The following is an 11,795-nucleotide window of genomic DNA, read 5'->3' on the forward strand; positions in this document are numbered from 1 at the left end:
GGACTGCGCGCCGCGTCGAACGCGCCGCTCAGCCGGCGGAACCGTCGCCGCCGAGCATCACCGTGGCCCGGCCGCTGCCGACCAGCGCGCCCTGGTGGACGATGCGGAAGGCATACAGCTGGCTGTCCTCACCTGCGGCCAGCTGCGTGGCTTCGCACTCCAGCAGGCCGGGCAGGTCGTCGAGCCGCTCGACATGCAGCACCACGTCGCGCAGCGCCACCAGTATGCCCGGCCGGGGCATGGCGCCCGGTGCCATCGCCAGCAGTCCGCCGTGCACCGCCATGGCCTGCGCGGCGTACTCGCACAGGTGCAGCGCGCGCAGCTGGCCGTCGCTGCGCAGCGGGTGCGCGGCGTCGCGGTGGCCGGCCGTGCGCAGGACGATGCGCTGCGCGTCCCAGTCCAGCACCTCGTCCCACAGGCACATCGCGTGCTTGTGCGGGACCAGGGCTTCGATGTCGGCGCGCCCGAGCGTCATGGCGCAGGCTCCGGTTCCGCCGCCGACCGTCCAGCGGTCCCGGTGCCGCCAGGTGCGCGCGAGACCAGCAGCGACAGCACGAAGTTGGACAGCACCCCCAGCGCCACGGTGCTGCCGATCGCGCGCAGCACCGGGATGCTCGACAGCGCCAGCAGGCTGAACACCAGCAGGGTCATCAGGCTGCACACGATCACCGCGTGCAGGGTGCGCAGCTGGTCGTCGCGCGAATCGCCGGCGTGCTCGAAGAACAGCGCGTAGTCCAGCCCCAGCCCGGCGGCCAGGATCAGCGAGATGAGGTGGAACAGGGTGAGCTCCACGCCGAGCGCGCGCAGCAGCGCCAGCACCAGCAGCGTGGTCAGCGCCATCGGCAGCAGCACGCGCAAGGTCCGGCGCGGACTGCGCAGCGCGATCCACACCGTGGCGACCAGCAGCAGCGCCGCCAGCGCCAGCGCACCGAGGATGCGCACGCGGTAGTCGGCGACCAGCGATTCGGAGGCCTGCTTCATGTCGAGCAGGCGCGCGCCACCCTGCGCGGCCACCCGCGCGACCGCGTCCACGTCGTGCAGCCCGCTCAGCGACACCAGCGCGGTGGCGCCCTCGCCACCGCCGACCAGCAGGCCCTGCACGCTCGAGGCCAGCGGCGTCCCGTCGAGGTCGCCGGGCGCCAGCGGCGGCGCGGCGCGCGCGGTCTCGATGTCGGCCAGGAACGGCTCGAAGGCATCGCCGCGGAACGGCGAATCGACCAGCGCCGCGTCGAGCGCGTCGCGCAGCGCTGCGGCCGGCGGCAGCGCCTGCTGGCGCGCGCGCTGCAGCGCGACGCTGGGCAGGTAGCGCGCGGCCATGTCGTAGCCGTCCAGCGCGCCGCGCGCAACCAGGGCATCGAGCGCGGGACGCAGCCGTTCGCTGGACTGCAGCGCGGCCTCCGCGTCCGCCGCCGCCACGGTCAGGACGTAGCGCACGTCGGGCGCGCCGAGTTCGTCGCGCAGCTGCGCGTCGCGCTCGAGCAGCGGCGCCGGCACCGGCGTCAGCTTGGCCAGGTCGTTCTGCCAGAACGCGCCGGGACGCCATGCGATCACCGCGAGCGCCAGCAGCGCCAGCACCAGCAGCGACCAGCGCGGCCGCGGCAGCCGTTCGATCCGCTCCCACAGCGCACGCAGGCGCGGCGAATCGGCCACGTCGCGCCGGGCCGGGTCGATCAGCGCCGGCAGCGCGAAGCGCGTGCACAGCGCCGCGGTGGCGAGCGCGACGATGGTGAACACCGCCAGCTGGCGCAGCCCGTCCACGCCCGAGAACAGGAAGGTGAGATAGGCGATGCAGGTCGCGGCCACGCCGGTGGCCAGGGTCGGCCACAGCGCGCGCACGCTGCGCCAGGGCGACAGTCCGGCGCGCTGCTGGCTGAAGAAATGGATCGGATAGTCCTGCACCACGCCGATCAGGGTGAAGCCGAAGGCGATGGTGATGCCATGCACGCGGTCGCCGAACAGCAGCACCAGCGTCGCCAGTCCGGCGATGCCGGCGCTGGCCAGCGGCAGCGCGCCCAGCAGCGGGATCTTCCAGCTGCGGTAGGCGACCAGCAGCAGCAGCACCAGACCGATGCTGTCGACCGCGCCGATCCAGCCGGCCTCGCGCGCGGTGCGGCTGCCGATCTCGTCGGCGAATGCGCCGGGGCCGCTGAGTTCGAGGGTGCCCGGATCGTCGCCGCGGGCACCGGCGTGGGCGGCCTGGATCGCTTCCACCGCCTCGCGCTGGCCGTCCGGATCGAAACCGGCGGCGCGCGTTTCCACCAGCAGCAGCGCCTGCGTGCCGCTGCGGTCGAACCAGGCCTCGTGCAGCGTCTGCGGCGCGCGCGCCGGCAGCCAGGCTTCGGCCAGGCGCAGCGTCTCCAGGGTTGGATCGGAGGGCAGCAGCGGTTCGACCAGTTCGCCGGCAGGCGACCCCAGGTCCTGCACGCGCTGGGCGATCTCCGCGCGCAGGAACTGCGCGTCCAGCCGCTGCGCATCGAGCGTGGGCGAGAGCAGGTAGCGATAGGGCCGCAGGTGCGCGGGGATCGCCTCGAGTCCGCGGCCGGCGCCGTTGGCGACGAAGCCGAAGCGCGCGTCGGCCGACAGCGTCGCGGCCATGGCGTGCGACTGCGCGGCCAGCGTGTCGACGTCCGCCCCGGCCAGCGCGACCAGCAGCAGGCGCGAGCCCGGGCCTTCGCCCAGCTCGTCGATCAGCAGCCGCTGTTCGGGCGTGCGCGGGTCGGGCAGGAAGCGGCGCAGGTCGCCGCTGAACGACAGCGTCTGCGACAGCCAGCCGCCCACCGCGAGCAGCAGTCCCAGCCAGCCCAGCGCCCAGGCCAGGCGTGCGCGGGCGCTCATCCGGCGTCGCGGTCGCCGCGGCACAGGGCCGCGATATCGGCGGCGTCGCCGGCGTCCAGCGCGGCCTGCGCGGCGGCCGCCATCAGCGTGCGCTGCACCGGCCCCTTGGCCGGCACGGTCTCGATGCAGCGCAGCTCGCCGCCGTCGCCGTGCAGGACGATCCCCTGCAGGCGCGCGGCCAGCGCGGCCTCGCGCGGCACCAGCCGCAGCGCCCAGTGCGCGGCGCTGCCCTGCGCGTCCACCGTGTAGTGCGTGCGCAGCGCCCCGACGTCGCCCGAGAGCAGCGCGCCGAAGCTGGTCTGCAGCGCCGCCAGTTCCGGCGCGCGCGTCAGCGCGAAGCGCCGATCGGGCTTGCCGGCGCGCGCCAGCGTGGCGTGGCCGTCGCGGATGGTGGTGGTCTCGGCATAGGGCGCGCGCACCTCGCGCACCAGCGTGTCCGCGTCCGGGCGACGGTATTCGCCCGACAGCCGCAGCGGCGCCTTGAGCATCGGCGATTCGCGCACTTCGACGAAGGTCGTGGCGGCCGGCACCGGCCGCGCCAGTCCGCGCAGGATCGCCGCGCTATCGGGGCCGGTCTGCGCCCACGCCGGCGCCGCGGTCGCCAGCAGGCACAGGCTGGCCGCCAGCAGGCGGCGCCGGTGGGACCGCGCCGGCCGCGACGGCGGGCGCTGTGTGCTCTTGTTCGTCGACATGCCAGAAATCGTAGAAGTTGAACCAGTTGTAGGGGGCCCGCCGGGCGTGATGTTCCAGCCTGGCCGCATAACCCCGGATGAGTGCCGCCAGGGCTTCGTCGCGGCGGCCGCGCGGCAGGTCGATGCCGTCGCTGAAGGTCTCGAAGGTCAGCTGGTAGCGGTTGCCGCCACGATACAGGCCAAAGCCGAGCATCACCGGCAGCCGCAGCACCGCCGCCATCTGCCAGGGCGCCAGCGGGAACCGCGCCGGCGCGCCGAAGAAGGGCACCTGCACCGCGCGCTGCCCGGGCAGCGCGCGATCGACCAGCAGCGCCACCAGCGCGCCCTCGCTGGCCGCCTGCTGGATCTGCAGCATCAGCGCCGGGCCGTCCTGGCCGGCGTCGATCACCCCGGCGGCGATTTCCGGCGCCAGTGCATCGAGCACCTGGGTGATCGCCTGGCTGTGCGCCTTGTCCAGCACCACCCGCAGCTTGAGCCCCGGGCGCTGGCGCGAGAGCACGCGCATCACCTCGAAGCTGCCCAGGTGGGAGCCGAACAGCAGCACGCCGCGGCCCTCGTCGACCTTGGCCGCAAGCGTTTCCACCCCGTCCACCTCGATGCGGAAGCGGCTTTCCTTGCCGTCGAGCAGGAACAGCCGATCCAGCGTCATCGAGGCGAAGGCGTGCACGTGGCGGGCGCCGTCGATCCATCCCGCGGGCCGGCCCAGGGCGCGGCCCAGGAAGGCGATCGAGGCGCGCCGCTCCGGCCCGCGCCGCAGCAGGAAATACAGGCTCACCGGGTAGAGCAGCAGCCGCGCCAGCGGCCGCCCGCCGTGCCGGCCCACGGCCCGCATCAGCCACACCGCCACGCGGCCGCCGCCTTCCGGCCGCTGTTTCCAGTCCCCGCTCATGGCTGCGGCCCCGCTCCCCCCGTGGCGATGTCCCCGCTGGCAATTGTCGCCTCCGCGCGCAGCACGCGGAACCGCCACCGCGCAGCGGGCATCGGCGCCAGCGGCTCGAGCTCGATCCGCGCCACCTCGCCCGGCAGCAGCGGCTGCAGGAACTTCACCCGCGGCAGCCGCAGCGCCGGCAGCGGCCCGTGCTGCTGCTCGATCGCCGCCACCACCCGGTCCAGCACCACCACGCCCGGCACCACCGGCCGGCCGGGGAAATGGCCCGGCAGGCACGGATGCCCGGGGTCGATCACGAACTCCAGCACCGCCTACTCCCAGCCGTCGAGGATCGCCTGGACGCGCGCCTGGGCCCGTTCGGCCAGCGCCTGGCGGGCCACCGGGCGACCGTCCTCGCGGGTCGGCAGCGGCGCGCCGAAACCGACCCGGATCGTGCCCGGCCGCACCCGGAAGAAGCCATCCACCGGCAGCACCCGGCCGGCGCCCTGCAGCGCCACCGGGACCACGTCCACGCCGGCATCGATGGCCGACTGCAGCGAACCGGCCTTGAACGGCGCCATCGCCCCGTCGCGGCTGCGGGTGCCTTCGGGAAACAGGCACAGGCTCTGCCCGCCGGCCAGCAGGGCCGCGGCCTGGCGCCGGAACAGCGCGCCGGCGCGGGCGCTGTCGCGCACGATGAACAGCATGCCGGTGGCGCAGGCGTACCAGCCGACGAAGGGCACCCGCCGCATCTCCTCCTTGAGCAGGAAGCGCAGCGGCACCGGGATCGCGCGGAACAGCGCGCAGATGTCGATCACCGACTGGTGGTTGGCCACGAACAGGCAGGGACGCGAGAAGTCGATCCGCTCCTGCCCTTCGATCCGCAGCCGCGCCCCCGCGCCCCACAGCAGCCCGGGCGCCCAGCAGCGCGCGGCCATGCGCAGCGGCAGCCGCGCGCGCGCGCCCGATCCGGGCCGCAGCAGCAGTGCGAGCGTGATCCAGCCCGCCGTCCAGGCCAGCGTGAAGGCGAACTGCACGACGTTCCAGACCCGCCACGCCACCCCCGCGACCTCGCGTGCATCGCAGGCGGGCGCAGCGGCGGCCGGCTCGATGGCGGCACAGGACACCGACGCCTCGCGCGCGTCCTGCTGGAACCCGGGGCCGGTCATGCCTTCCATGTCAGCGCAGGAAGTCGCGCCAGAAGGCCGGGCCCAGCCCGCCCAGCCGGCGCAGGAAGCCGATGAAACCCTGCTCGCGGTCCGGGAAGCGGCGCCGCCGCCACTGGAATTCGAGCGCGAAGAAACCGCCGACCAGGCCGTAGTTGAGCAGGTTGGCGAACCACGACCACTGCTCGTGGGTGATCGGGTACGGCGAGTCGATGCCCGCCTGCGCCAGCAGCCCGCCGGGTTCGGCCAGCAGCGCCAGCACCAGGTTGGCCAGGCCCAGCAGCACCAGCACCCCCGTCCACAGCGCGGTCAGCGAACGCGCATAGGCGGCCACGTCCGGCCGCAGCTGCGCCGGCGGCAGCCCATCGAGCCCGGACACGATGCGGGTGATCAGCGGCACCCGTCCCGCCTTCAGGCTGCGCCCGAACATCCAGGCCACCAGCGCGACGAAGGCCACCGGCGCCACCAGCAGCGGCAGCGTCGCCAGCCCCGCGCCATGCAGCCACCAGCACGCGGCCACCAGGGCGAGGGTCGCCGGAAACGCCCACGGCCGCAGCCGCAGCAGCGGCGCGGCCATCAGCAGCGCCACCAGCACCAGCAGCGCGGCCAGCGCCAGGCGCGCGTCGCCGCCGGCGCTGGCGCCGTGCGCCAGCAGCGCGTAGGCCACCGCCAGGACGATCTGCAGTGCGAGGATCAAGTCGTTCTGTGCTGCTGGACGTGTTCGGACAGGGCGCGCAACGAGGCGAAGATACGACGGTTCTCGTCGGCATCCGAGCGCAGCTGGAAGCCGTAGCGCTTGCTGATGGCCAGCGCCAGCTCCAGCGCGTCGATCGAATCCAGGCCCAGCCCGGCGTTGAACAGCGGCGCTTCCGGGTCGATCGCGTCCGCCGCCACGCCGTCCAGGTTCAGGCTGTCGACCAGCAGTTCGGCGAGTTCGCGTTCGGCATCGGTTTGCACGGGCATGGCACGGGAGTTCTCTGACAGGGCCGCAACAATCGTGCATCGGGCCGCCCGGCGCAAGCGCCGCGCGCGCGGCGGCGGGCGCGGTGGCGGCCTTCGCGCCCTTCAGGAAGCCGCCGGGCGGTCCGCTATCATGCGCACCCGTTCAGCGAACCCGCGCCCGCACGTCCAGGATGGCCAGCCCCGCACCGCCCGCCGCAGCCCCCGCAGCCCCGATGGACTGCGACGTCCTGGTGATCGGCGGCGGGCCGGCCGGCAGCACCGCGGCGGCCCTGCTGGCCCGCCGTGGCCACCGCGTGGTCCTGCTGGAGAAGGACGCGCATCCGCGCTTCCACATCGGCGAGTCGCTGCTGCCGATGAACATGCCGATCCTGGCCGAGCTGGGCGTGCTGGAGCAGGTGCGCGCGATCGGGGTGCGCAAGCCCGGCGCCGACTTCCCGCTCACCGAGATGGCCGGCAAGCGCTACGTGTTCCACTTCAGCCGCGCCCTCGACCCGCGCTACGACCACGCCATGCACGTGCGCCGCGACCAGTTCGACCAGCTGCTGTTCGAACACGCCCGCGCCAGCGGCGCGGACGCGCGCCAGCGCACCCGCGTGGTCGACGTGGGCTTCGGCGCGGATGGGCGGCCGACCGTGGTCGAGGCCCGCGATGGCAACGGCGCCGTGCTGCGCTGGGCGCCGCGCTACGTGCTCGACGCCAGCGGCCGCGACACCTTCCTCGCCGCGCGCCGCAAGTACAAGCGCAAGGATCCGCGCCACCAGTCCGCGGCCCTGTTCAGCCATTTCCGGGGCGTCGCCCGCCACGAAGGCGAGGACGCGGGCAACATCACCGTGGCGCGCTTCGACCAGGGCTGGTTCTGGCTGATCCCGCTGCCCGACGACATCATGAGCGTGGGCGCGGTGTGCTTCCCCGACTACCTGCGGCAGCGCAGCGCCGACGGCGGCCGCATCGACAACGAGACCCTGCTGCTGCGCACGCTCGAGGCCAATCCCGAGGTGCGCGCGCGCATGCAGGGCGCGCAGCGGGTGGCCCCGGTGCACGCCACCGGCAACTATTCCTACGGTTCGACCCGCATGGCCGGCCCGGGCTGGATGCTGATCGGCGATGCCTACGCCTTCGTCGACCCGATCTTCTCCTCCGGCGTGTTCCTGGCCATGGACAGCGCGCGCGAGGCGACCGCGGTGGTTGACGCCGCGCTGCGCGATCCGGCGCGCGAGGCGCCGATGCAGGCGGCGATGCAGGCGCGCCTCGCGCGCGGGCTGCGCCACTTCACCTGGTTCATCCACCGCTTCAACAGCCCGGTGATGCGGCGGCTGTTCTCGGCGCCGCGCAACGACTGGCAGCTCGAACAGGCGATCATCTCGATGCTGGCCGGCGACGTGTTCGACAACCCGGCGGTGCGCAAGCGGCTGTACGCCTTCCGCCTGGTCTATGCGCTCAACGCGGTGGCCATCGCGCCGCGCGCGCTGCGCGGCTGGATGCAGCGCCGCCGCCAGGCGCGCTCGAGCTTCCGCGGCGACACCCTGCACGAGGGCAATCCGTGAGCCGTCCCGTTCCGCTTGCCCCGTCCGCGCCGCGGCTGCGCGTGGAATACGTCGACGCGGCCGAGCCGGCGCAGCTGCTGGCGCACGACGACGTGCTCGCGGTGCTGGGCTTCGGCGACGACGCGCCACGGCTGGACGATCCGCGCTACCTGCGCGTGCCGCTGCAGCCGCACGGCCGCGCCCCGCTGGAGGTCTGGCACGCGCAGACGCCGGTGCGCAGCGGCCGCGAGGGCGAGATCGCGTGGTCCTGCGACGGTCAGCTGCTGTTCGGCGCGATCGAGGTCGAGGAGCCGGCCGGGCACACCGGGCAGGGTGACAACAGCGGCATCCTGCTCGCGGCCGAGCACGCCTACCGCCAGTTGACGCGCTTCGTCGGAGGCAGCGAGTACCCGCACCTGCTGCGGATCTGGAACTACCTGGACGCGATCACGCTGGGCGAGGGCGACGCCGAGCGCTACCGGCAGTTCTGCGTGGGGCGCGCGCGCGGGCTGGGCGATTTCGACGCCAGCTCGCTGCCGGCCGCCACCGCCATCGGCCGCTGCGACGACGCGCGCACGGTGCAGGTCTACTGGCTGGCCGCGCGCGCGCCCGGCGCGCCGGTGGAGAATCCGCGCCAGGTCAGCGCCTACCGCTACCCGCGCCAGTACGGTCCGCAGCCGCCGAGCTTCGCCCGCGCCATGCTGCCGCCGCAGGGCGGGACCATGCCGCTGCTGCTGTCGGGCACCGCGGCCGTGGTCGGCCACGCCTCGCGTCACGCCGCCGACGAACTGCTGGCGCAGATCGACGAGACCTTCGCCAACTTCGACGCGCTGCTGGGCGCGGCCCGCGAGCGCGACCCCGGCCTGCCGGCGCAATTCGGCGCCGGGACCCGGCTCAAGGTCTACGTGCGCGATCGCGAAGACCTGCCGCTGGTCGAGCGCGCGCTGGACGAGCGCTTCGGCGACCGGGTACCGCGGATCCTGCTGCACGCCGCGATCTGCCGGCGCGAGCTGGCGGTCGAGATCGACGGCGTGCACGACGCGGACTGAGCGCCGACCGTCGGCCCGGCGCGCAGCCTCGGGACGCGACCGCAGGAGACGATCCGCGCGTCAGCTTTGCGCGGAGTGCCGGGCACGCATGCGCCGGACGGATCGAGGCGCCACGGGCGGCGAGGCTTGTCCTGGCGGCCGGGAATCGCGGCAAGGCAGGCGCCAGGTCCTGCGCCCAGCCAGGTTGTGGGAGCGCGCTTGCGCGCGAAGTCGTTCGCGACCCGGGTCGCTCCCACGGGAATCCCGCGCAAAGCCCTCCGGCGCCCACCCCCGGACCCCGCCTGGGTCACAATCGGCCCACGCCCGCCGTCCCGTCCACGGGCATCACACCTGCAACCACGGAGAACACCATGGGAATGATCAGCCTGGTCTGGGGCATCCTGGCCATGATCTGGATGGTCCTGGCACTGCTTCCGATCGTCGGGATCACCAACTGGCTGCTGATTCCGTTCGCCGCGGTCGGCGCGATCATCGCCGCGGTCGGCCTGCTGTTCACGAGCAGCGCGCGACGCGGCCGGGCCAAGGCCGGCCTGATCCTCAACGGCATCGTGATCTTCGTGGCGATCTGGCGGCTGGGGCTGGGCGGCGGCCTGATCTGAAGCCGCACCCGGACATCCGGTCCGGGGTCCGGGTCGCGGGCGGCGCGTAGAATGCCGCCCATGGCCTATCCCGATACCCGCATGCGGCGCATGCGCCGCGACGATTTCTCGCGCCGTCTGATGCGCGAGACGGTGCTCACCGCCAGCGACCTGATCTATCCGGTCTTCGTGCACGAGGCCGACGGCCGCGCGCCGGTGCCGTCGATGCCGGGCGTGGAGCGCCTGTCGATCGACGAACTGCTGCGCGTGGCCGAGACCGCCAGCGAGCTGCGCATTCCCGCCCTGGCGCTGTTCCCGGTGACCGCGCCGGAGGCCAAGTCGCTCGACGCCGCCGCGGCCTGGGACGACGAGGGCCTGTGCCAGCGCGCGGTGCGCGCGCTCAAGGCGCGGTTCCCGCAGCTGGGCGTGATCACCGACGTGGCGCTCGATCCCTATACCGCCCATGGCCAGGACGGCCTGGTCGACGCGGACGGCTACGTGATGAACGACGCCACCGTCGATGCGCTGGTGCAGCAGGCGCTGTCGCATGCGCGCGCCGGCGCCGACGTGGTCGCGCCCAGCGACATGATGGACGGGCGCATCGGCGCGATCCGGCTGGCGCTGGAGGAGGCGGGCTTCATCCACACCCGGATCCTGGCCTATGCCGCCAAGTACGCCTCGGCCTTCTACGGGCCGTTCCGCGACGCGGTGGGCTCGGCCTCGGCGCTGGGCAAGGCCGACAAGTCCACCTACCAGATGGACCCGGCCAACAGCGACGAGGCGCTGCGCGAAGTCGCGCTCGACCTGGACGAGGGCGCCGACATGGTGATGGTCAAGCCGGCCCTGCCCTACCTGGACATCGTGCGCCGGGTGAAGGAGAGCTTCGGCGTGCCGACCTTCGCCTACCAGGTCAGCGGCGAGTACGCGATGCTCAAGGCCGCCGCCGCCAACGGCTGGCTCGACGAGCGCGCCTGCGCGCTCGAGGCCCTGCTGTCGATCCGCCGCGCCGGCGCCGACGGCGTGCTGACCTACCACGCGCTCGACGCGGCGCGCTGGCTGCGCGAGTCCTGAGTCCGGCCGGCCCCGCGCCGGCCCCTCCGCCACGGTTGCCCGGCCCGCCGCGCCGTGCATTCGCGCCGGCAGGCGTTCTATGCTGCAGGCGGACCACGCGAAGTCCCGGCCGGCCGGACAGGCGACCGCCACCCGAGGAGGCTGCATGAGCAAGTTCGCCGTGTTCGGACACCCGGTCGCGCACTCCCTGTCGCCGCAGATCCACCTCGCCTTCGGCCGCCAGCTCGGCATCGTGCTGCAGTACGAGGCGATCGACGCCACGCCGGAACTGTTCTTCGATGCGCTGGAATCGTTCGCCGCATCCGGCGGCGCCGGCGCCAACGTCACCCTGCCGCTGAAGGAATCGGCCTTCGCGCTGAGCGCCACCACCACCGAGCGCGCCCGCCGGGCCGGCGCGGTCAACACCCTGGCCCGGCTCGACGGGCAGTGGCATGGCGACAACACCGACGGCGCCGGCCTGGTGCGCGACCTCACCGGCCGCCACCAGCTGGACCTGCGCGGCCGCCGCACGCTGCTGCTCGGCGCCGGCGGCGCGGCGCGCGGCATCGCCCCTTCGCTGCTGGACGCCGGCATCGCCGGGCTGCACCTGGTCAACCGCACCCCGCAGCGCGCCGACGCGCTCGCCGATGCCCTGGGCGACCCGGCGCGGGTGCATCCGCGCCACATCGGCGACCTGCACGAACTGGGCGAGTTCGACCTGGTGATCAACGCCACCTCCGCCGGTCGCGGCGGCACGCTGCCGGACCTGCCCAGGTCGCTGCTGGGCATGCGCAGCGTGGCGGTGGACCTGAGCTACGGCGAAGCGTCCATCCCCTTCCTGGCCTGGGCGCGCGCCCATGGCGCCTACCGCGCGATCGACGGGCTCGGGATGCTGGTCGAACAGGCGGCCGAGAGTTTCGCGCTGTGGCACGGCGTGCGCCCGTACACCGACGAGATCCACGCACAGCTGGACGCCCGGCACGCGGCGCTGGTCACGGCCGACTGAGGCGGCCCGTCGCGGCCGCGTTCGCGGCGGCGCAGGCCGGCCGGACGATCCTGGGGCTCCGCCCG

Annotated in this window: 13 protein-coding genes; 5 read left to right on the top strand and 8 right to left on the bottom strand. The window is 74.0% G+C overall.

Annotated elements, in window-relative coordinates; all coding sequences use genetic code 11:
- Window positions 1-28 precede the first annotated feature (28 nt).
- The 8 genes from Q0863_RS08970 to Q0863_RS09005 are packed head-to-tail and all read right to left on the bottom strand — an operon-like array spanning window position 29 to window position 6,524.
- On the bottom strand, window positions 29-475 hold the full coding sequence (locus Q0863_RS08970; protein ID WP_298577378.1) for a phosphotransferase: 447 nt from the start codon (window positions 473-475) through the stop codon (window positions 29-31).
- The gene (locus tag Q0863_RS08975; protein WP_298577380.1) at window positions 472-2,835 is read right to left on the bottom strand and encodes an MMPL family transporter; all 2,364 of its coding nucleotides are present in this window, start codon (window positions 2,833-2,835) and stop codon (window positions 472-474) included. The genes Q0863_RS08970 and Q0863_RS08975 overlap by 4 nt, the downstream gene beginning before the upstream one ends.
- Window positions 2,832-3,365: a LolA-related protein gene (locus tag Q0863_RS08980; protein ID WP_345780521.1), complete on the bottom strand. Its 534-nt coding sequence runs from the start codon at window positions 3,363-3,365 to the stop codon at window positions 2,832-2,834. The genes Q0863_RS08975 and Q0863_RS08980 overlap by 4 nt, the downstream gene beginning before the upstream one ends.
- Window positions 3,366-3,396: 31 nt before the next feature.
- Window positions 3,397-4,416 (bottom strand): acyltransferase, encoded by a 1,020-nt coding sequence (locus Q0863_RS08985; RefSeq protein ID WP_298577382.1) that lies wholly within the window; start codon window positions 4,414-4,416, stop codon window positions 3,397-3,399.
- Complete coding sequence (locus Q0863_RS08990) at window positions 4,413-4,721, bottom strand: hypothetical protein (RefSeq protein WP_298577800.1); 309 nt, start codon at window positions 4,719-4,721, stop codon at window positions 4,413-4,415. The genes Q0863_RS08985 and Q0863_RS08990 overlap by 4 nt, the downstream gene beginning before the upstream one ends.
- 6 nt (window positions 4,722-4,727) lie before the next feature.
- A complete protein-coding gene (locus tag Q0863_RS08995) occupies window positions 4,728-5,564 on the bottom strand; it encodes a lysophospholipid acyltransferase family protein (RefSeq protein WP_298577384.1) in 837 nt (278 codons plus the stop codon).
- A 10-nt stretch (window positions 5,565-5,574) separates the two neighbouring features.
- The gene (locus tag Q0863_RS09000) at window positions 5,575-6,258 is read right to left on the bottom strand and encodes a ketosynthase (protein ID WP_298577385.1); all 684 of its coding nucleotides are present in this window, start codon (window positions 6,256-6,258) and stop codon (window positions 5,575-5,577) included.
- Window positions 6,255-6,524 carry a phosphopantetheine-binding protein gene (locus Q0863_RS09005; protein WP_298577387.1) on the bottom strand — a complete coding sequence of 90 codons (270 nt, stop codon included), beginning with the start codon at window positions 6,522-6,524 and terminating at the stop codon, window positions 6,255-6,257. The genes Q0863_RS09000 and Q0863_RS09005 overlap by 4 nt, the downstream gene beginning before the upstream one ends.
- A 170-nt stretch (window positions 6,525-6,694) precedes the next feature.
- Here Q0863_RS09005 and Q0863_RS09010 point away from each other — a divergent pair, with 170 nt between their 5' ends.
- The 5 genes from Q0863_RS09010 to aroE all read left to right on the top strand — a co-directional run bounded on the left by Q0863_RS09010 (window position 6,695) and on the right by aroE (window position 11,730).
- Window positions 6,695-8,068, top strand: coding sequence for an NAD(P)/FAD-dependent oxidoreductase (locus tag Q0863_RS09010; protein WP_298577389.1), 1,374 nt, complete (start codon window positions 6,695-6,697; stop codon window positions 8,066-8,068).
- Complete coding sequence (locus Q0863_RS09015) at window positions 8,065-9,096, top strand: pteridine-dependent deoxygenase (RefSeq protein ID WP_298577390.1); 1,032 nt, start codon at window positions 8,065-8,067, stop codon at window positions 9,094-9,096. Before Q0863_RS09010 ends, Q0863_RS09015 begins: the two co-directional genes overlap by 4 nt.
- 356 nt (window positions 9,097-9,452) lie before the next feature.
- Window positions 9,453-9,695: a hypothetical protein gene (locus Q0863_RS09020; protein WP_298577801.1), complete on the top strand. Its 243-nt coding sequence runs from the start codon at window positions 9,453-9,455 to the stop codon at window positions 9,693-9,695.
- Between the two features lie 60 nt (window positions 9,696-9,755).
- Window positions 9,756-10,745, top strand: a complete 990-nt coding sequence (gene hemB / locus Q0863_RS09025; protein ID WP_298577392.1) for a porphobilinogen synthase — start codon at window positions 9,756-9,758, stop codon at window positions 10,743-10,745.
- A gap of 145 nt (window positions 10,746-10,890) precedes the next feature.
- Window positions 10,891-11,730 carry a shikimate dehydrogenase gene (gene aroE / locus Q0863_RS09030; RefSeq protein WP_298577394.1) on the top strand — a complete coding sequence of 280 codons (840 nt, stop codon included), beginning with the start codon at window positions 10,891-10,893 and terminating at the stop codon, window positions 11,728-11,730.
- Window positions 11,731-11,795: the final 65 nt, after the last annotated feature.

The organism is uncultured Luteimonas sp. (assembly GCF_947492465.1).
In the GTDB taxonomy this organism is placed as follows: Bacteria; Pseudomonadota; Gammaproteobacteria; order Xanthomonadales; family Xanthomonadaceae; genus Luteimonas.

What these genes read in the sequence shown, in the direction of transcription:
- Q0863_RS08970 (WP_298577378.1), bottom strand. Translation starts at nt 475, where the DNA reads ATGACGCTCGGGCGCGCCGACATCGAAGCCCTGGTCCCGCACAAGCAC.
- Q0863_RS08975 (WP_298577380.1), bottom strand. Translation starts at nt 2,835, where the DNA reads ATGAGCGCCCGCGCACGCCTGGCCTGGGCGCTGGGCTGGCTGGGACTG.
- Q0863_RS08985 (WP_298577382.1), bottom strand. Translation starts at nt 4,416, where the DNA reads ATGAGCGGGGACTGGAAACAGCGGCCGGAAGGCGGCGGCCGCGTGGCG.
- Q0863_RS08995 (WP_298577384.1), bottom strand. Translation starts at nt 5,564, where the DNA reads ATGACCGGCCCCGGGTTCCAGCAGGACGCGCGCGAGGCGTCGGTGTCC.
- Q0863_RS09005 (WP_298577387.1), bottom strand. Translation starts at nt 6,524, where the DNA reads ATGCCCGTGCAAACCGATGCCGAACGCGAACTCGCCGAACTGCTGGTC.
- Q0863_RS09010 (WP_298577389.1), top strand. Translation starts at nt 6,695, where the DNA reads ATGGCCAGCCCCGCACCGCCCGCCGCAGCCCCCGCAGCCCCGATGGAC.
- Q0863_RS09020 (WP_298577801.1), top strand. Translation starts at nt 9,453, where the DNA reads ATGATCAGCCTGGTCTGGGGCATCCTGGCCATGATCTGGATGGTCCTG.
- hemB (WP_298577392.1), top strand. Translation starts at nt 9,756, where the DNA reads ATGGCCTATCCCGATACCCGCATGCGGCGCATGCGCCGCGACGATTTC.
- aroE (WP_298577394.1), top strand. Translation starts at nt 10,891, where the DNA reads ATGAGCAAGTTCGCCGTGTTCGGACACCCGGTCGCGCACTCCCTGTCG.